The 19,030-nt window shown below is 34.4% G+C and carries 17 protein-coding genes; 7 read left to right on the forward strand and 10 right to left on the reverse strand.

The window, feature by feature from the left end:
- Positions 1-16 precede the first annotated feature (16 nt).
- The gene (locus FFWV33_RS01875) at positions 17-3,073 is read right to left on the reverse strand and encodes a TAT-variant-translocated molybdopterin oxidoreductase (RefSeq protein ID WP_108739324.1); all 3,057 of its coding nucleotides are present in this window, start codon (positions 3,071-3,073) and stop codon (positions 17-19) included.
- Between the two features lie 83 nt (positions 3,074-3,156).
- Positions 3,157-4,476 carry a cytochrome c3 family protein gene (locus FFWV33_RS01880; protein ID WP_108739325.1) on the reverse strand — a complete coding sequence of 440 codons (1,320 nt, stop codon included), beginning with the start codon at positions 4,474-4,476 and terminating at the stop codon, positions 3,157-3,159.
- A gap of 217 nt (positions 4,477-4,693) precedes the next feature.
- On the opposite strand from FFWV33_RS01880, the gene FFWV33_RS01885 reads away from it, so the two are divergent.
- Positions 4,694-5,080, forward strand: coding sequence for an SPOR domain-containing protein (locus FFWV33_RS01885; RefSeq protein ID WP_245891624.1), 387 nt, complete (start codon positions 4,694-4,696; stop codon positions 5,078-5,080).
- A 10-nt stretch (positions 5,081-5,090) separates the two neighbouring features.
- Here the strand turns inward: FFWV33_RS01885 and FFWV33_RS01890 are convergent, their stop codons facing one another.
- From FFWV33_RS01890 to FFWV33_RS01905, 4 genes are all read right to left on the reverse strand, one after another.
- Positions 5,091-6,623: an ArnT family glycosyltransferase gene (locus FFWV33_RS01890; protein WP_159085958.1), complete on the reverse strand. Its 1,533-nt coding sequence runs from the start codon at positions 6,621-6,623 to the stop codon at positions 5,091-5,093.
- Between the two features lies 1 nt (position 6,624).
- Positions 6,625-7,002: a GtrA family protein gene (locus FFWV33_RS01895; protein ID WP_108739327.1), complete on the reverse strand. Its 378-nt coding sequence runs from the start codon at positions 7,000-7,002 to the stop codon at positions 6,625-6,627.
- A gap of 7 nt (positions 7,003-7,009) precedes the next feature.
- A complete protein-coding gene (locus FFWV33_RS01900) occupies positions 7,010-7,705 on the reverse strand; it encodes a phosphatase PAP2 family protein (RefSeq protein WP_108739328.1) in 696 nt (231 codons plus the stop codon).
- A gap of 184 nt (positions 7,706-7,889) precedes the next feature.
- Positions 7,890-8,717 (reverse strand): AraC family transcriptional regulator, encoded by an 828-nt coding sequence (locus FFWV33_RS01905; protein ID WP_108739329.1) that lies wholly within the window; start codon positions 8,715-8,717, stop codon positions 7,890-7,892.
- Between the two features lie 93 nt (positions 8,718-8,810).
- Between FFWV33_RS01905 and FFWV33_RS01910 the strand changes: the two genes are divergently transcribed.
- Positions 8,811-9,977 (forward strand): MFS transporter, encoded by a 1,167-nt coding sequence (locus tag FFWV33_RS01910; protein ID WP_108739330.1) that lies wholly within the window; start codon positions 8,811-8,813, stop codon positions 9,975-9,977.
- 87 nt (positions 9,978-10,064) lie between these two features.
- Here the strand turns inward: FFWV33_RS01910 and FFWV33_RS01915 are convergent, their stop codons facing one another.
- Positions 10,065-11,609, reverse strand: coding sequence for an Rne/Rng family ribonuclease (locus FFWV33_RS01915; RefSeq protein ID WP_108739331.1), 1,545 nt, complete (start codon positions 11,607-11,609; stop codon positions 10,065-10,067).
- 387 nt (positions 11,610-11,996) lie between these two features.
- A complete protein-coding gene (locus FFWV33_RS01920; protein ID WP_108739332.1) occupies positions 11,997-12,287 on the reverse strand; it encodes an HU family DNA-binding protein in 291 nt (96 codons plus the stop codon).
- A gap of 134 nt (positions 12,288-12,421) precedes the next feature.
- Here FFWV33_RS01920 and mutY point away from each other — a divergent pair, with 134 nt between their 5' ends.
- The 4 genes from mutY (at position 12,422) to gldD (ending at position 15,930) form a co-directional block, all read left to right on the forward strand.
- Positions 12,422-13,456, forward strand: a complete 1,035-nt coding sequence (gene mutY / locus FFWV33_RS01925) for an A/G-specific adenine glycosylase (RefSeq protein ID WP_108739333.1) — start codon at positions 12,422-12,424, stop codon at positions 13,454-13,456.
- A 37-nt stretch (positions 13,457-13,493) separates the two neighbouring features.
- A complete protein-coding gene (locus FFWV33_RS01930) occupies positions 13,494-13,937 on the forward strand; it encodes a single-stranded DNA-binding protein (protein WP_108739334.1) in 444 nt (147 codons plus the stop codon).
- 23 nt (positions 13,938-13,960) lie between these two features.
- Positions 13,961-15,256 (forward strand): gliding motility-associated protein GldE, encoded by a 1,296-nt coding sequence (locus FFWV33_RS01935; RefSeq protein ID WP_108739335.1) that lies wholly within the window; start codon positions 13,961-13,963, stop codon positions 15,254-15,256.
- A gap of 110 nt (positions 15,257-15,366) precedes the next feature.
- Complete coding sequence (gene gldD / locus FFWV33_RS01940) at positions 15,367-15,930, forward strand: gliding motility lipoprotein GldD (protein ID WP_108739336.1); 564 nt, start codon at positions 15,367-15,369, stop codon at positions 15,928-15,930.
- 202 nt (positions 15,931-16,132) lie between these two features.
- Here the strand turns inward: gldD and FFWV33_RS01945 are convergent, their stop codons facing one another.
- Positions 16,133-16,513 (reverse strand): heavy-metal-associated domain-containing protein, encoded by a 381-nt coding sequence (locus FFWV33_RS01945; protein WP_108739337.1) that lies wholly within the window; start codon positions 16,511-16,513, stop codon positions 16,133-16,135.
- Positions 16,514-16,607: 94 nt separating this feature from the next.
- Between FFWV33_RS01945 and FFWV33_RS01950 the strand changes: the two genes are divergently transcribed.
- On the forward strand, positions 16,608-17,489 hold the full coding sequence (locus FFWV33_RS01950) for a DMT family transporter (protein WP_108739338.1): 882 nt from the start codon (positions 16,608-16,610) through the stop codon (positions 17,487-17,489).
- A gap of 68 nt (positions 17,490-17,557) precedes the next feature.
- Here FFWV33_RS01950 and FFWV33_RS01955 read toward each other — a convergent pair whose 3' ends face one another.
- Positions 17,558-18,982: a M16 family metallopeptidase gene (locus FFWV33_RS01955; RefSeq protein ID WP_245891626.1), complete on the reverse strand. Its 1,425-nt coding sequence runs from the start codon at positions 18,980-18,982 to the stop codon at positions 17,558-17,560.
- Positions 18,983-19,030: the final 48 nt, after the last annotated feature.

A 19,030-nucleotide genomic window follows, 5' to 3' on the forward strand; every position in this document is an offset into this window, starting at 1 on the left:
AATATTTATTTTAATACTAGGTATTTCTAACTTTAACATGATAAATCACGTTAGGCTTAGTTCCAACATGCTCCAATAAATGGTACATTCTTTCATCTTCTAATAAATTAGCAACATGACTTTCCTTATCATTTACATCTCCAAATATCATTGCCCCTGTAGTACAAGCACTTGAACAAGCCGTTTGAAATTCACCATCAACGATAGTTCTACCTTCTCTCTTAGCTTTTAAGATTGTCGCTTGTGTCATTTGAATACACATAGAACATTTCTCCATTACACCACGAGAACGAACATTAACATCTGGATTTAACACCATACGTCCTAAATCATCATTCATATGGAAATCAAATTCACTATTTCCGTTGTATAAGAACCAGTTAAAACGACGCACTTTATATGGACAGTTGTTTGCACAGTAACGAGTACCAACACATCTGTTGTATGCCATATGGTTTTGACCTTGACGGCTATGAGAAGTTGCAGCAACAGGACAAACAGTCTCACATGGAGCATGATTACAATGTTGACACATTACTGGTTGGAAAGCAACTTGTGGATTATCACCCGCTTTTTCCATCTCGTTAAAAGTAGACAATGAACTAGATAAACCAGCTATATTCTCTTTTCTTTCGTTATCACCTTCAAAAGTAGATTCAGAAGAATAATATCTATCAATACGCAACCAGTGCATATCTCTACTTCTTCTAATTTCAGACTTACCAACAACTGGAACGTTGTTTTCAGCGTGACATGCTATTACACATGCACCACATCCAGTACAAGCATTCAAATCGATTGACAAATTGAAATGATGTCCAACAGAACGATCAAAAGAATCCCATAAATCAACAGTAGTAGATTTAACTTCTTCATGATCTAAAGAAACCATAGGAACTGGGTTCCATACTTCAGCATCTGCAGTATTGAAGATCTCTAAAGTAGTTTCCTTAATAATATCCCCTCTACCCATTAGAGTCTTTTGACCTTGAACACAAGCAAACTCATGTGTGCCATTAGCTCTTTCAAAAGTAACAGATTGAACGTCATTAAAACCTTTATATAAACCGTAAGCATTTAAACCTACTTGCATTTCTTCTTTCAAAGCAGCCTTGCGACCGTAACCTAAAGCTAAACCTAATGTTCCCACAGCTTGACCTGGCTGAACAATAACTGGCACATTTTCTAATTTAAGACCATCTGCAGTAGTAATAGTAGCATAACTTCCGTTTAAACCACCATTAGCAACAATCTCATTAGAAAGTTCCAATTCCTTAGCATCTGCATTCGAAACAGTAACATAATTATCCCATGAAACTCTAGTAATTGGATCCGGAAACTCTTGCAACCAAGGGTTAGCAGCTTGTTGACCATCTCCTAGACCAGTTTTAGTATATAAATTCAATTCAAAACCTGAACCAGCTTTAGCACTTGCCAAAGTAGATGCAGCAGAATTGTAATCAGCAGCAGCGCCTGAAATAGCAACTGAACCGCCAACAAAAATACCATCATGTAACACCTTATTCCAACCAGCACCATCAGTTACACCTGCAGCAGTACCTTTGATATAATCATAATATGTTCCTCCAATACCGTTCAAAGACATTAAAACATCTTGAAATTGTTTTGTATCGAACAATGGTCGAATTGTAGGTTGAGTTATACTATAAGTACCTTTTGTCAAACTTAAATCCCCCCAAGATTCTAAATAATGAGGAACTGCAGCGGCAATGGTACTTACTAAAGCTGTTTCATCTTCTTTCAAAGAAAAAGCAACTGACATTTTAACCTTTTTAAGACCATCTGCAAAGGAAGCAGAATCAGCCAATGTGTAGATAGGATTGACACCACTCATTAATAAGGTATGAACGCTACCTGACTTCATCTCATTAATTAATTGAGCAACTTTTTCATTAGATCCTTTTCTGATTTGTCTCGTGCCTGCAGTTGAAAAAGCAGCACTTGACAATGCATTATTAATTGCAATAACTAATAATTGTGCATTTTTATCTTGAATACCTGAAACCAAAACACCTTGTGCTCCAGCCATTTTCAATTGATTAGCAGCTTTAACTACTTCAGCTTTCACTGTAGCATCTAAAGTAACTGACACATTTGATCCGGTAACAATATTATAAATTTGAACTAAAGCTTGTTTTTGAACTGCTGTAGACATTGCTAAACGCTTATCAGCAGCTGCACCAGACAAAGTCATATTAGCCTCCAACTGGAAGTGACGTGACATTTTTCCGTTTTTAGGAATTCTTCCTTGTGCAAAACCAGTATCATATCCACCACCTTGCCAGTCTCCTAAGAAGTCAGCACCAACAGATACAATTAATCCAGCTTGTGAAAAATCATAATCAACTAAAGCTCTTTCTCCGTAAACAGTTTCAAAAGCATCTAATGCTGCAGAAGACGATACCGCATCATAAACCACATGCTTTGCATTAGGATTTTTTGCAATAAACTCAGCTATTAATTTTTCAGTTGAAGGACTTGCCAAAGTATTAGTCAAAAGAACTACTTGACCACCCTTTGCTTTTGCATCAACTAAACTTGAATTGATTTTTGCAGTAACATTAGACCAAGCTACAGGTTTACCCTCCATCTTTGGTTCTTTCAAACGCATACTATCATATAATGATAACACAGACGCATGAACTCTAGCGTTAGCAGCAAATTTTGCTCCAGAAATAGTATTATTCTCTATCTTAATTGGACGCCCTTCACGTGTTTTAACAAGAAGATTTGCAAAATCAAAACCATCAAACATTGAGGTAGCATAATAATCAGCTACACCAGGAATGATTTGTTCTGGTTGTAATACATAAGGTATCGACTTGTGCACAGGACCTTCGCAAGCAACAAGCGTAGCTGCCGCAGTACTAAATCCAACGTACTTTAAAAAATCACGACGTGATGTTGAAGACGAAGACATCGCCCCTTCATTTCCTAAGAACTCATCGGTAGGAATTGCTTCAACAAATTCGTTATTTTTAAGCGCCTCAACAATAGAACTATTTACGTCTAGTTCCTCAACACTTTTCCAGTATTTTTTGTTTGATGACATTTTATATAAATATTAGAATCTTAATTATTATTTTCTTAAATCAGCAACCTGAAATTTAACTACTTCTTAGTTAACTCTCAAATCTAGTAGTGACATTTACCACACTCTAAACCTCCCATTTGAGCAGCAGTCAACTTATCGACTCCATACTTCTTAGAAAGCTCTTCGTGAATTTTGGTATAATACTCATTACCCTCCATTTTAACATCTGTTTTTCTATGACAATTAATACACCATCCCATAGTTAATGGAGCAAATTGTTTTTGAATCTCATAAGTTTCAACAGGTCCGTGACAAGTTTGACATTCTACACCTGCAACAGTAACGTGTTGTGAGTGATTGAAATAAACAAAATCAGGTAAGTTGTGGATACGAACCCATTTAACTGGTTGTGTTTTTCCAGTATATGATTGCGTATTTCTATCCCAACCAACTGCTGTATACAACTTTTGGATTTGCTCATCATAGAATGCTTTACTGTACTCTGGAGTAGCAGTAGTCTCAGCAACTTCGGCAATGTTCTTATGACAGTTCATACAAACATTCAAAGAAGGAATACCAGCATTTTTACTTACTCTAGCAGCAGAGTGACAATATTTACAATTGATCTCATTATCACCAGCATGAATCCTGTGAGAATAATGAATTGGTTGAATTGGCTCGTAACCTTGATCAACACCAACTTGCATTAAAAATCCGTATACAAGATACCCACTAGCCAACAACATAAAAATTGCTGTAACTAAAACTAAAAATTGATTTTTAGCAAAAGCTCTCCAGATAGGAATAGATTTTTCTTTTTGTGCAATTTCGATTCCGTTTGCATTTGCAACTTTCGTCAAAACTTTATTCACTAAGAATAACATTACCACCAACATTGCCATTACTAAAGCAAGAGCTCCAAGAATAACATTGTTAGATATTCCACCTTCAGCAGGAGCAGCACCACCAGGAGTAGCACCAGCTACAACAGGAGCAGCAGCTTTCTCTTCAGATGTATATGCAATAATATTATCAATGTCTCCTTCTGACAATTGAGGAAAAGCAGTCATTGCAACTTTATTGTTTTCTTCATAAACCTTTACAGCAGCAGCATCACCTGACTTAATAAGTTCAGCACTATTATGAATCCACTTATAAAGCCATGGCATATCATGTTTACCAGCAATACCTCTCAACATAGGCCCTGTAGCCTTAGCATCAAGCTTATGACAAGCAGCACAATTTGCATTAAAAAGTTCTTTCCCTTTTACAGGATCGCCACCTTGCGCGGCCGCAGGAGCTTCAGTTGCAGCTGCAGGAGCAGCATCTTGAGCAAAGGAAGTTAAGGAAAAAGCTAGCGATAAAGCAAAGCTTAAAAATAAATTCCTTGAGATCGAATTATGGTTACCCACCTTTTTCATATTATATAATGATTATCTACTAAAAATTGGCATAGTTTTTAATACTGTAACGCTATAAAAAGCTACCCCTTTATTATAAATCTCGACAAAAATACGACTTATGCGCTATTCACAAAAACCTAAAATAACCTTATTTCCAATTTATACTTATTCTAAATAATAATTCACTTTCACATTACGGCATTAAGCATTACTTTTGTCTAAAAATCATGACATTATGAATATTTTAACAATTAAAAATTTCCTTGCCCCTAGTATTTTACTGTGTTTTTTCACTATTGTTACACTAGGCCAACAATCACAAACAAGCATCAAACAGGATGAAAAATTCGAACAGTTACTAAGTGAAAAACGAAAAATAAACAGCTCAATGGTTGCTAATGAGCGATATAAGATTCAAGTATTTGTTGGAAATAGCGAAGGTGCTCGCAATGCTCTTTATGCTTGTAAACAAGATTTTCCAGAATTGGATGGAAGCATCAACTTTTTTACTCCCAATTATAAGGTTTGGATTGGAAACTTTAGGACTCGACTTGAGGCCGTACGCCATAGTATGGACATTAAAAGAAAATATCCAAATATGCTAATTATAAAACCGCAATAAGACACCGAACTTATTGAATGATGAAATTTCCTTGATAATTCTCTAAAAAATAAACAAACATCTTTCTGGCAGGATAACCTCCTCTAGTTTGCACTACGACTCGGGGATTATTAATCTTTTTGAAATATTGGCGATACAGCACCTTAGGATCTGAATAGCAGTTCGAAAATGTAATGAAATAAGCGTTATCACCTCTTTGCAAAGGCCTTCTAGTTTTGTTTAACCAAAAATAGTTATGAATATCCTCGAGCTTTCCTAAACCTACATAATCCAAATGTAATGGTTGGGCAATATAATTATCAACATGCGCTCCTGGAAACCATTTATTATTAACAATAAAAGTACTAGAATAACCCTTCTGCAAAATATCTTGGTTTCTAAGTTTAGAAAATTCATTTTTAAAAAAATCCCAATCATACATATCTAAGGTCACGTCACGTTTACCTAAGCTACTAGCCTGTTTATCCCCCATAGTACCTGGGAAATAATTAATAACTAAGACCCCTAAAAAACAAATCAGTACTATAAAATAATTTGCATAATACACCCAATTTAAAATAACACTATCCTTTTTCACATCAGACAAGTAACAAGAAACCAAAATAATCAAGGAAACATACCCAGGACCAGACCAATGAGGCAATGTATCCCTAAAAAGGGAAACAGCTAACAAAACGACAATCAAAGGCAATCCCATCAAGATTAGAATGCGCTGAAAACTTACATCAATTGTTATTTTTTTCTTAAAAAAAGCGGTGATTCCAACCGCAATAATCGTACTATTTATTGGATTATTATAAAAAGCTCCTCCCACTACTTCTCGAATAAAACTACTAAAGTTAATTCCGTTTTTGACAACAACGCGATCACTATGAAATTTGTAGGTGATAAAATCATTATCGATATTCCAAAGTATTATTGGCGAAGCAATAAAAACCGTCAACAATAGTGACACATACAAATATGGATTACAAAATAATTGTCTTTCGAATAAAAGAATATAGGCTCCAAATCCAAACCACAAAAAAACTGCATGTACTTTACTCATAATACAGCAACCAACCAAAATCCCAAAGTACACAAGATTACGATTTACTACGCTTTTAGCTTGATGTACCACAACAATTTGCAAAACACAATAAATACTAAGAATCCAAAAAAATAATTGAGGCGTATCAGGTAAAATGAATATGCCAGCGATAATACTAGAATAAAGTGAAGAAGTGAAAAGTAATGCTGCAAGAATACCTGCCCTTTCCCCTTTAATTTTTTTACCGATTTTATAAATAAAAAAAGTATTCACTCCAGCTAATATAATTGGACCTAAACGAATAAAAAATTCTGATGTAAAATATAAATTGAATGTCGTCAACTTAATCAACAAGGTCACTAAAGGAGGATGATCAAAATAATTCCACTGTAGGTGATGCGCATAAGATAGATAATATACTTCATCATTGCCTAATGACATTGAACAAGCTACAATCACACGTATTAATGTAGAAATAAGAATAATTAGGTAAATAGTTTTTTTTGAAGTCATTTTAAATTTTGAAAGTATAAAAAGAATTTGCTCCAAAATTCCAGAAAAAAACCAAGACAGTAACAACAACTTTACAAACATAAAAATTGATGGAAGTCCGTTTTTGCAAAAAATACAAAACACTTGTATTAATACTAAAGCCAATAACTGCAATAACTAAAAAGCTAATAAATTGTGCAGCTATATGCGGATCATTATCTTGAAAGGTAAAATATTTGTTCAAAAGATAATTATTGGTTACCCCAAATAAAAAGCCAAATCCATTTGCCACAAATTTATTCCACTTTAATTTTTCTTTACAGAACCATGTAACAGAAAAATCAAGGATTAAACCTGAAAACCCCACAAGACCAAATTTCAGAAATTTTACAAGATCCATATTATACTTAATTAAAATAGGGATTAGGGAATTCTGAATCTGAGGTTTGTGTGACTTTCTTCCATTTTCGAATCAATGGACTGGACAATATTATTTTTACCCAAATTACAGAGAGAGATCCAAACAAAACCCCTATGACAGCTCCCACAAATACATCTATCAAAAAATGATGAGCCAGATAAATACGTGAATACCCTACCAACATACTAGCCAACAATAAACAAATACAAACAGCTTTTTTACGACAGTATAAACTTAAGACAGTAGCAAATGCAAAAAACGAAGCTGTATGACCTGATGGAAAACTACTAAAACCAATACGACTAGAAGAAAACGTATCTACAACATAAGAAACCTTATGAATACCGAAGTAAACACTCGGTCTTGGCGCACTAACTATATTTTTTAAAAGCTGAGAAAACAATCCTGAACTAATATAAGACAACAGTAAAACGAAAGCCAAAAAACGATACTGCTTCATAAACAGCAAAAGTACAACGGTCAACAAAATAAACCAACCATCACCAAATAGTGTAATGTTTTCGAAAAAGGACCTTAGAAAGATGGTATGACACTGATTCAGCCAAATAAAACCTTCTGTTCTCGAAAAAAAGAGCAACAAGAAAACTACAAAGAAGATCAGAAGAAGTTGTAGCCCGTAGAATAATTTATTTTGATTGATAACAATAAAAAGTGCTTTCATTTTACAAAAAATTAAGTTCTTGTAAAACTAGCAGACAAATGTTTTTAAACCGTCAAGCCAACTTTGTAAAAATACAATCAAATCTTTAACCCAAGGTTAGCAATGAAAACTTAAAGTTAAGCATCTATAAAAAGCATTTAACAAATTATAAACTGAAACATTTTCGAAAAAGAAAACAAAACCATCAAATCAATTCGCTAGGTCTAACATTCTTTTGCTTTTTGAAGTAATTAGATAAATGACTTTCGTCGGTAAACCGAAATTCATGAGCAATTTGCTTCATAGACATTTGTTTGCTCAAAATTCGTTTCTCAATTAATTTGACACGCAAAGTATTAATGTAGTCGCGATAACTGATTAAAAACTTTCGTTTAAAATAGGTACCGAAGTAACTTTCTGAAATATTAAAATGAGAGGCAATTACTTTGATTTGAATTAAACGAGGATTATAAATATTTTGATGAATATAGCTTATTATCATCTCGTTATCGATACCACTGCCTGAAATTTTAAGGTTCATGATCGAAAGCGTCTCCTTAATCAAACCAAAAATTGAAAGAATTTGATAGAATATAATAGCCGAGGTAGAAATATCACCTTTACTACTATACGACATAATATTTTCAATAGTATTTTTTAAAATTAAACTACACGGAAATCCTAATTCCAACACATTTTCCTTCAAAACTTTGTCTCGCATAAAACTCTCTGGCGTATTCAGTAAAAACTCATCACAAGAAAGCTTCTTATTCGAATCGAAATAATTATCAGTGAACTTAATAAATATAAAGCGAGTACGCTCCTTAATATCAAAGTAATGTTCATCATCTGGTGACAATACAAACAAATCACCAGCTTTATACTGCAACAAGTTCGCGTTCAAATGATGCACACCACTCCCCTTGACAATATAAATTATCTCATAATAGGTATGACTATGTGTAGGTAAATGAAACTGATCTTCTTCAAATTCATCCAAAAGTAAGGTCTCAAACTGACGTAATTTATGCATAACCGATATTTACAATTAAACAGCGCAAATTTACAACTAAAATAGGTACGAGAATGAATAATTTTGAGCTGTAAAAATATCTAAACAATTAAAATGAAAAAGAGCCTTCTATCCCTTACCCTAGGCGGATTAACGATCGGGATAACCGAATTTGTAATGATGGGTTTACTACCTGATATTGCAAACGATTTAGATGTAAGCATACCTGTTGCCGGATACTTAATATCCGCTTATGCTTTTGGCGTTGTAATTGGAGCGCCATTATTAGTTATTCTAACTCGAAATCTACCTCCAAAAAAAACCTTATTAATTCTGACTGCCTTGCTAGCACTATTCAACTCCTTATGTATCATTGCACCGAATTATAACTTTTTATTCCTGGCGCGGTTTCTATCAGGGTTACCACATGGAGCATTCTTTGGTGTTGGAGCCGTTGTAGCAAGTCGACTTGCAGAAAAAGGCAAAGAAGCACAAGCCATATCGGTCATGTTTCTCGGGCTTACTATAGCAAACGTAGTAGGTGTCCCCATTGGTACATATATAGGACATCACTTTACATGGCGATACACCTTTATTATAGTAGGTGTTATAGGCACAATCACGTTGCTGTGCATACAATTCTGGATGCCAAAGATAGAAGCAGCCGAAGCGGGAAATATAAAAAGTCAACTACAGTTTTTCAAGAAACCAGAATCCTGGCTCGTAATCTTAATAACTGCGGTAGGATCAGGTGGATTCTTTTGCTGGATAAGCTACATCGCACCATTATTAACCAAAGTGTCTGGATTTAAAGAAGCTGACGTACCTTATATTTTGATCCTTGCAGGTCTAGGAATGGTGGTAGGAAATATAATCGGTGGAAAACTAGCAGACAAATTCTCTCCAGAAAAAACTACAATTTACATCTTGCTAGCAATTGCACTAGATTTAACGTTGGTATTTTTCCTTTCTAGCCATACAATAATCAGTTTACTTTTAGTTTTTACAACAGGAAGCTTGGCAATTGCATTAATTGCACCGGTACAAATGATGATGATTAGAACAGCTGTCGGCGCGGAAATGATCGCATCAGCCACTATACAAGCAGCCTTCAATATCGGTAATGCACTTGGCGCATTTCTCGGAGGATTACCCTTAGTTGCAGGCTACAGTTATGCCTCACCTAACTTGGTTGGTGTAGTGATGTCATTACTTGGTGTATCACTAACTATTCTTTTTATAAAAAGAAAGAAACATGCAGCAAAGGTTGTCACAACTTAAGAAACTGCTATTAAGTAATAAAGCAGACCTTGAACAGTCACAACAAGACACAAAAAAACCGCCTCTCTCACGAAAGGCGGTTTTTGTTTATTCGTTTATAACATTTCCATTTTTGTCATAGAAATGATATTCCAAGTACGTGTAAGCGTCACGTGGTATGATTTTAACCCATTTTTTATGTTCAAAAAACCATTTTGAACGTAATGATGGAAAACCTTTACTGAGGTATGCAGCCACAAACGGATGTGTATTTAATACAACATTGCTATGGATTTTTAATAATCTATCAAGATCAGATTTAATTTTGTCGATGATTAAGATTGGTGCTTCAATTTCACCATTCACATCGTTTGGATCTTCTTCTCTAGTTTTAATGTTTACTTCAGGTCTTACTCTTTGTCTTGTAATTTGAACAAGTCCAAATTTACTAGGAGGCAAGATCTTATGCTTCGCTTTATCATCATTCATTTCTTCTCTAAGGAAGTCGAATAAGACTTTACGATTCTCTGGATTAGACATATCGATAAAATCAATAACGATAATACCACCCATATCACGTAGACGTAATTGTCTTGCGATTTCGGCAGCTGCTATCATGTTCACTTCCATTGCGGTGTCTTCTTGGTTGGTAGCTTTATTAGAACGGTTTCCGCTGTTGACGTCTATAACGTGCAAAGCTTCAGTGTGTTCAATAATAAGGTAAGCCCCTTTACTCATGGAAACAGTTTTCCCAAAGGATGTTTTGATTTGTCTCTCTATATTGTATTTTTCAAAAATCGGATTGTCTTTTGATTGATAGAACTTAACAATAGATTGTTTAGAAGGTGCAATTTCTTGCAAGTAATCTTTTGTTTGATTGTACAACTCTTCGTCATCAATTTGAATGCTACTAAAAGTATCATTAAAAACATCTCTTAATATTGAAGAAGCTCTATTGAGTTCTCCTAATACCTTAGATGGATGATGAGCTGTTGGTAATTTTTTACACATTGCAGTCCATCTGTCTAGCAGGTTCTGCAAATCTTTTTCTAATTCGGCTGTATTTTTGCCTTCGGCTACTGTACGTACAATAACGCCAAATCCTTTTGGTTTGACAGATTGCACAAGCTTTTTCAATCGGTCTTTTTCTTTTTTGTTTTCTATCTTTTGAGAAATAGAAACACGATCAGAAAAAGGAACCAGAACAATAAAACGACCTGCAAGAGAAAGCTCAGCACTAATTCTTGGTCCTTTGGTCGATATTGGTTCTTTGACCACTTGTACTAAAATAGATTGATTGGCATTGATTACAGTTGTAATCGAACCATCTTTTTCTATCTCTTTTTCAAACTGAAAGTTTTTTAGGGAGAAATCTTTTATTTTACCTGCGCTTACAAGTTTTATGAATTTCAGTTGGGAAGATAAATTAGGTCCCAAATCGTGATAATGTAAAAAGGCATCTTTTTCATAGCCTACATTTACAAAAGCAGCATTAAGACCAGCAACGGGTTTCCTTATTTTGGCAATAAAAATATCACCAACTTGAAAGTTGCTTTTTTCTTCTTCTTTGTGTAATTCAATTAGTTTTCCATCTTTTAATAAGGCAAAATCTACGAAATCAGAACTAGATCGAATGATTAATTCTTTATTCATTTGTAAATTTTTATCCGAACTTTTTGGCTTTTAGCTCTCGGCTCTTGGCTTTTGGCAATTAAAAATTACAAAAAGCTATTAGCTACAGGCCAAAGGCTAATTGTAGGGATGGATTAAACAATAATTTGAACAGGTTTTATTACCCGAAGAAAATCAGCTAGCAGTCTTCAACTCATAGTTATCAGTAAACTGAGGACTATAATTTGAAGACTGAAGACTAATTTTCAATTTCAATGAACTTTTAAAAAGAAAAAAGTAGTTATAAACTACTTTTTCTTCTTGTGACGGTTAGCTCTCGCTCTTTTTTTACGTTTGTGCGTCGCTACCTTATGTCTTTTTCTTTTTTTACCACTTGGCATAATCTTTTAGATTTTATGATTAATAATATTATTTTGCTTCGTTATTTGTTTTTACTCCTTCTACAAAAACTTTTGCAGGTTTGAAAGCTGGAATATTGTGTGCAGGGATTTTGATTGTAGTGTTCTTAGAAATATTTCTTCCTGTCTTTTCAGCTCTCGTTTTAACGATAAAACTTCCAAAACCTCTTAAATAAACGTTATCACCAGTTTCTAAAGAGTTTTTAACCTCCTCCATAAAAGTTTCAACTGTTGCCTGAACATCACCCTTTTCAAGACCTAGTTTTTCTGAAATTTTTGCTACGATATCTGCTTTCGTCATTGTCTTTCCTATTTATTATATTGTAATAATTTTTTTTGAGTGTGCAAATATAGGAATTTAAAATACAATATATCAAGCTAATTCATTAAATTTTAATCATATAAACTTTTACTTTTGTTTACAAATAATTAATGATGATTTTTCATAACACGCTTATTTCTTGGTACTTACAAAATAAACGCGATTTACCATGGCGCAAAACCACCAATCCATACCACATTTGGCTCTCTGAAATCATGTTACAACAGACCAGAGTTGCGCAAGGAATGCCTTATTTTTTGTCTTTTACCACCAATTTTCCAACCGTTTTTGACCTCGCAAATGCCGACGAAGAGCAAGTTTTAAAATTATGGCAGGGATTAGGTTACTATTCTCGCGCTAGAAATTTACATAAGACGGCACAATATATAGCTTTTGAATTAGATAGCCAATTTCCAAACAACTATAATGATCTATTAAAATTAAAAGGTGTTGGCGAATATACCGCAGCAGCTATTGCATCTTTTTCTTATAATGAAGTTGTTCCTGTAGTTGATGGTAATGTTTTTAGAGTACTCGCACGGTATTTTGATATTGAATCTGATATTGCCCATGCAGCAACCAAAAAAGAATTTACAGCTCTAGCGGCAGAATTAATCCCTGCTGATCAACCTGCACTCTTCAATCAAGCCATAATGGAGTTTGGAGCTTTGCAGTGTGTACCCAAGAATCCCGATTGCGAAAATTGTGTTTTTAGCGACAGCTGTTTGGCATTACAAAGAAAAAAAGTTACCCTACTACCTGTAAAATTAAAAAAGACAAAAGTAACCAACCGCTACTTTAATTATATGATTCTTGAAGATGCAGAGAATAAAACCTTGGTTCAAAAACGAACTCAGAAAGGAATTTGGCATAATCTTTACGAATTTCCACTTTTAGAAACTCAAAAACCTGAAGATTTCGATTTTGTATCTGAAGCCATCGAAAAAGAACTCTATAAATCTGAAAATATCACTACTATATATGAGTACGATCACAAGAGGGTAATTCATAAATTATCCCATCAACATTTGCACATAAAATTTTGGAAAGTAGTAATTGAAGGAACATTATCAGAAGGCATAGATCAAATCCAATTAAAAACACTCCCCTTCCCGATCGTACTTCACAATTTCATCGAAGGAATTTAAAAAAAATGTACCTTTGAGTTAAATACCATAAACAATTATGAACGGAACATTAAATAAAGTGATGCTTATCGGTTTTCTTGGCGAAGATGTCAAGATGCATTACTTTGATGGAGGAAATTGTATTGGACGATTTTCATTGGCCACAAACGAGGTCTATATTAACAAAACAACCAATGAAAAAATAACCTCGACGGAGTGGCATAACCTTGTTGTGCGTAATAAAGCGGCCGAAATATGTGAAAAATATTTATCGAAAGGAGATAAAATTTACATCGAAGGAAGAATAAAATCACGACAATGGCAAGCTGAAGACGGATCAACCAAGTATACAAGCGAAATTCAGGTCACAGAATTCACTTTTTTATCAACTAAAAAAGAGAACGAAAACAACAAACAAAATTCTCCAACTGAATCCACAAAAAACACTAACTTTGACCCTCAAAATAATAACGACTTACCAATTAATGATTTGCCGTTTTAAATGTCTAACTAATCTTTTGTAATTTGGACCCAGAGCCCAGTTTAAATCTCGCATATACAATAGACACTGATCTATTATTTGGTTCCTTCGCAATACTAGCTTTGCTATTTTGCTCAGCAGTAGTATCAGGAGCAGAGGTTGCTTTATTTTCGCTTTCGCAAAAAGATATCGACGACTCCCTTCAAGAAGATCAATCTAAGGGTAAAATCCTTGCCGACCTTCTTACTCGCCCAAAAAAATTACTAGCTACTTTACTTGTTGCAAACAACTTCATCAATATTGGTGTTGTTATTCTGTTTTCATTTGTGGGAGGTAATCTATTCGCAACAATACATTCACCAGTACTCAAATTTATACTTGAAGTAATTGTAGTTACTTTTCTACTTTTACTATTTGGAGAAGTATTACCCAAAGTGTACGCTAGTAGAAACAACATTAAGTTTGCAAAGTTTGTCGCTTATCCTATTCTAATTTTAGAAAAGGTTTTATCACCTATAAGCATACCTATGCGTAGCGCAACCGTTTTTTTACACAACAAACTCGGCAAGCAAAAAACCAGTTTTTCGGTCGATCAGCTATCGCAAGCCTTAGAACTAACTTCTTCTGACGACACAACCTCAGAGGAACAAAAGATTTTGGAAGGAATCGTTTCTTTTGGTAACACAGACACCAAGCAAGTAATGAGCCCAAGGACAGATGTTTTTGCATTAGAAATAAATGAAACATTTGAAGAGATTTGCCCTAAAATAATCGACAAAGGCTATTCTAGAATTCCAGTTTATCGAGATAATATTGATCAGATCGAAGGAATATTATTTGTAAAGGACCTACTCCCATACATTAATAAGAAAGAATTTAATTGGGCATCACTAATAAGAGAACCATTTTTTGTACCTGAAAATAAAAAACTAGACAACTTGCTAAAAGATTTTCAAAACATGAAAAATCACTTGGCCGTAGTAGTCGATGAGTATGGAGGAACCTCTGGACTTGTTTCTTTGGAGGATGTTATCGAAGAAATTGTAGGCGACATCAGTGATGAATTTGATGATGAAGATGTGAATTACTCACAACTAGACGACAAGAATTATATTTTTGAAGGGAAAATAAATTTAAAAGATTTTTATCGAATAGTCGAAGTTGAAGACGAATTGTTTGAAGCTAAAAAAGGTGAAGCCGAAACTCTGGCTGGGTTTTTACTCGAAATAGTGGGTAACTTCCCCAAAAAAGGACAAAAAATAACTTTTGAAAATTGTACTTTTAAAGTAGAAACAGTCGACAATAAAAGGATCAAACAAATCAAAGTAACCCTGGAATAAGACGCAATATTTCTTTCGAAAAAAAACTAGAAAGCTTTTCCTCGATGCACTAAATCACTATAACTGACGTTTTCTAGCTTAACAACCTGAAAAGACAAGGTAAAAAAATTATGTTACTAAAAAAGATCACCTCTCTCAGCTTATTTTTTGGACTTACACTTTTGGTAAGTTGCAAAGATACCGTATTGCCAAAACCCTCAAGCTATCTGCGTCTGGACTATCCCGAAGCGCAATACGCAGCTTTTGCCAACAATTGTCCTTTTGCATTTGATATTAACGAGAAAGCAGTAATAAAGGGTGACAAAAATTGTGGTTTTAGCATCACTTATCCAAAAATGAAGGCGACTATTTACCTCACCTACAAACCTGTAAATGGCAATATCAAGAACCTGCTTCGTGACGCTCAAAAACTCACATACGAGCACGTGATCAAAGCAGATGACATTTTGGAGCAACCTTATTTAAATCCTGATAAAAAAGTATACGGTATGTTTTACCAAGTAAATGGAAACGCAGCCACAAACTCTCAATTTTATGTAACCGATAGTACAAAGCATTTTATAACTGGATCTGTCTATTTCTATGCAAAACCAAATTTTGATTCCATCATGCCCGCAGCGAGTTACATCAAAAATGACATGCAGCGACTTATGGAAACTTTGAAGTGGAAATAATACTGATTCATCAACAAAACAGTTTAGTTAGCTACTCAATCAAAGTTAAATAGCACGGATTAAAAACCGGACACACTCGATCTCATAAATTTACACTACTATATACAACAGTTGTCTCCTATAATTACTAAATTATAAACATAAAAAAGCCATTAAGACGAACTACATCTTAATGGCTTTTTTATAATTTGAAGGATATTTTTTATTTAAAGTCAGAAACTTTGTAAGTAGTTCCATCTCCAGCTGCTTGAACGATTTTTGTCAAAGACGCTTGATTTTGAACTGTTTTATCAAAAGAAACAGTCGCCAATTTTTTATCAAAATCTACAGCTGCTAATTGAACGCCATCAGTTTTAGTCAAATCTTCTTGTATAGTTTTAGCACAACCTTCTGGACAAGTCATCCCTTCAATTTTGAATGTAGCCGATTGCAAATTTTCTGCAGCAACTTCTTTCTTAACTACAGCTGTTTCAGCCTTAGCGTTTTGTGGAATTATTTTCTCTGAGACTTCGGCTTCTTTTTTACAACTTGTAAAAACAATTCCCGCCAAAACCACTAATGCAATTGATTTTATAATTTTCATCTGAAATAATTGTTTAAAAATTAATTACAAAATTACTCAAATTAGTGTCGATAATTCATAAAATAATTACAATTTTGGGTTAAAATAAAACAGCATGGAAGCAAAACAAGGAAAATGGGCCTACTTAACATTATTAGCGCTTATATGGGGAAGTTCTTTTATATTAATTAAAAAAGGTCTTATCGGTTTAACCGCAATTCAAGTGGGTTCTTTGCGAATTATATTTGCCTCTATCTTCCTGATGATAATTGGCTTTAAGAGTTTATCAAAAGTTCCAAAAGAGAAATGGAAATACCTTGCCTTAACTGCTTTATGTGGCACGTTTTTCCCTGCGTTTCTATTTGCTATTTCGCAAACAGAACTCGATAGTGGCGTAACAGCTATTCTTAATTCTCTTACTCCCTTAAATACACTAATCATAGGTGCTATAGCTTTCAAAGTAGGATTTCAAAAAAGACAACTTTTTGGGGTTTTCATCGGGTTGGCAGGTAGTTTATTATTAGTTTTAAATGGCGCAATGAACCATCCGGAACAAAATTACTACTATGCTTTTTTAATCATCATTGCATCAATTTGTTACGCAATCAATGTCAACCTAATCAAGCATTACCTATCAGACCTATCACCATTAAGTATCACAACCGGGAATTTTGCTGTGTTATTTTTACCTGCGCTTGCCATTTTATTCTTCTCTGGATTTACAGAAACAATGGCCGTAGAAAAAACACAAACATCAATACTCTTCATTTTGATTCTTGGCGTATTAGGAACTGGTATCGCAAACATTATATTTTTTAAACTAATACAAATTGCCTCACCGGTATTCGCCTCTTCGGTAACTTATTTGATTCCGTTAATCGCCTTTAGCTGGGGACTATTAGACAACGAAAGCCTCACTCCTGTTCAGTTCTTTGGAGCCTTCATCATCTTAATTGGCGTTTATCTATCTGCTAGGAAGCAAAAAGAAACTACCTGAAACAAAAAAACCAATCTTCATAATAATTTGAAGGTTGGTTTTTTTTTAAATAGTAAGTCTTTCGAAAACTACTGCGCTACTTGCAATTGCGCTTCAGTGATAGGACTACCAAATTTATCAAAATAATGAATTGGAATATTTAATTTCTTAAGACCCGGTAGCACTACTTCGGCATTACCAATTATAATGATTCGCGAATTATCAATTAAAAAATACTTATTCGCTGCTTTCAAAACATCATCTGCAGTTACTGCAGTTATCGTTTTAATATAATTTTCGTAGAAATCTTTAGGCAATTCTTCAATCTCAGTATTCAACGCATAACGGGCAATAGATTGAGGTTTTTCAAAGTTCATCACAAATCGGCCTATAAAACCAGCCTTAACATCTGTCAACAATTGGTCAGACACTTTTTCAGTACGCATTTTCTTGATCTCCTTAACAAATTCAACCACCGCACTATCTGTAGCATTTACACGCACCGAAGAGGATGATCTTAATTTATCAATATATTTTCCAACCCCCATTGAGGAATTAGCTCCATACGTCCAACCATTTGCCTCACGAAGATTCATATTCAAATTACTATTATACCCACCACCCAAAATATGAGTTGCAATTACTGCCGGAAAAAAGTCAGGTGCATTCATTTTTAAGTGAACAGTATTCACCACCGAGATTTCGGTTTGAGATGCAGTTGGCACATTAACAAAATTAATCTCAAGCGCACCTACATTTGCAGGCTCAGGATAAGATGCTACTGTCGTATTTCGTTTTTGCCATTTTCCAAAAAGGGTTTCGACACTCTTTTTAACTTCATTGAATTTCACATCCCCAATAATAACGAGATAGGCATTTTCTGGAACGAAGTACGCATTATAGTAGTGTTGAATATCTGCAAGACTCACATTATCGATCGTTTGCAAAGTGATATATTCGCCCATTGGGTGTTCTTTACCAAAGCTCAACACATCGACAACTCTATTTGATATGGCTGGAGCGCTTTTTTCTTGCGATTTTAAACTTTCGCGCATTTTGGCTTTTTCTTTATCCAACTCTTCTTGAGAAAAATTAGGATATAAAGTCCCAAAAGACATCAACTCCAAAACTCTACCAGCATATTTTGATAGTGAATTGGCATACGCACCATGCGAATTAAAATTAACGTTAGCGCCCAAAAAGTCCAACTCTTCATTAAAATCGTCTTTGGAGATCTTCACACTTCCGTTCCCCATTAGGCTGCTTGTCAAGTCATCTACTCCTTTTTTATCTTTTTCAGCATAAGGCGGATTATCAATTGTCAAATTAAAAGTGACTCTCGGTAATTTATGATCTTCAACCACCATCACCTTTAATCCATTCGAAAGTGAAAATATTTGTGGTTTTTTGACATTTACAACGGGTGGCTTGCCTTGTTTTGGCTGTTTATAATCTTGTGCTTGCATAGTAGCGGTAAACAATAATAGGATGAATAATAAGGAATATGTTTTCATATAGATGAACTATTTTTTTGATGGATCGCGCGACACTCCTTTTGAATT

This window comes from Flavobacterium faecale (genome assembly GCF_003076455.1).
GTDB lineage: Bacteria > Bacteroidota > Bacteroidia > Flavobacteriales > Flavobacteriaceae > Flavobacterium > Flavobacterium faecale.

What these genes read in the sequence shown, in the direction of transcription:
- FFWV33_RS01875 (WP_108739324.1), bottom strand. Translation starts at nt 3,073, where the DNA reads ATGTCATCAAACAAAAAATACTGGAAAAGTGTTGAGGAACTAGACGTA.
- FFWV33_RS01880 (WP_108739325.1), bottom strand. Translation starts at nt 4,476, where the DNA reads ATGAAAAAGGTGGGTAACCATAATTCGATCTCAAGGAATTTATTTTTA.
- FFWV33_RS01885 (WP_245891624.1), top strand. Translation starts at nt 4,694, where the DNA reads ATGAATATTTTAACAATTAAAAATTTCCTTGCCCCTAGTATTTTACTG.
- FFWV33_RS01890 (WP_159085958.1), bottom strand. Translation starts at nt 6,623, where the DNA reads ATGACTTCAAAAAAAACTATTTACCTAATTATTCTTATTTCTACATTA.
- FFWV33_RS01895 (WP_108739327.1), bottom strand. Translation starts at nt 7,002, where the DNA reads ATGGATCTTGTAAAATTTCTGAAATTTGGTCTTGTGGGGTTTTCAGGT.
- FFWV33_RS01900 (WP_108739328.1), bottom strand. Translation starts at nt 7,705, where the DNA reads ATGAAAGCACTTTTTATTGTTATCAATCAAAATAAATTATTCTACGGG.
- FFWV33_RS01905 (WP_108739329.1), bottom strand. Translation starts at nt 8,717, where the DNA reads ATGCATAAATTACGTCAGTTTGAGACCTTACTTTTGGATGAATTTGAA.
- FFWV33_RS01910 (WP_108739330.1), top strand. Translation starts at nt 8,811, where the DNA reads ATGAAAAAGAGCCTTCTATCCCTTACCCTAGGCGGATTAACGATCGGG.
- FFWV33_RS01915 (WP_108739331.1), bottom strand. Translation starts at nt 11,609, where the DNA reads ATGAATAAAGAATTAATCATTCGATCTAGTTCTGATTTCGTAGATTTT.
- FFWV33_RS01920 (WP_108739332.1), bottom strand. Translation starts at nt 12,287, where the DNA reads ATGACGAAAGCAGATATCGTAGCAAAAATTTCAGAAAAACTAGGTCTT.
- mutY (WP_108739333.1), top strand. Translation starts at nt 12,422, where the DNA reads ATGATTTTTCATAACACGCTTATTTCTTGGTACTTACAAAATAAACGC.
- FFWV33_RS01930 (WP_108739334.1), top strand. Translation starts at nt 13,494, where the DNA reads ATGAACGGAACATTAAATAAAGTGATGCTTATCGGTTTTCTTGGCGAA.
- gldD (WP_108739336.1), top strand. Translation starts at nt 15,367, where the DNA reads ATGTTACTAAAAAAGATCACCTCTCTCAGCTTATTTTTTGGACTTACA.
- FFWV33_RS01945 (WP_108739337.1), bottom strand. Translation starts at nt 16,513, where the DNA reads ATGAAAATTATAAAATCAATTGCATTAGTGGTTTTGGCGGGAATTGTT.
- FFWV33_RS01950 (WP_108739338.1), top strand. Translation starts at nt 16,608, where the DNA reads ATGGAAGCAAAACAAGGAAAATGGGCCTACTTAACATTATTAGCGCTT.
- FFWV33_RS01955 (WP_245891626.1), bottom strand. Translation starts at nt 18,982, where the DNA reads ATGAAAACATATTCCTTATTATTCATCCTATTATTGTTTACCGCTACT.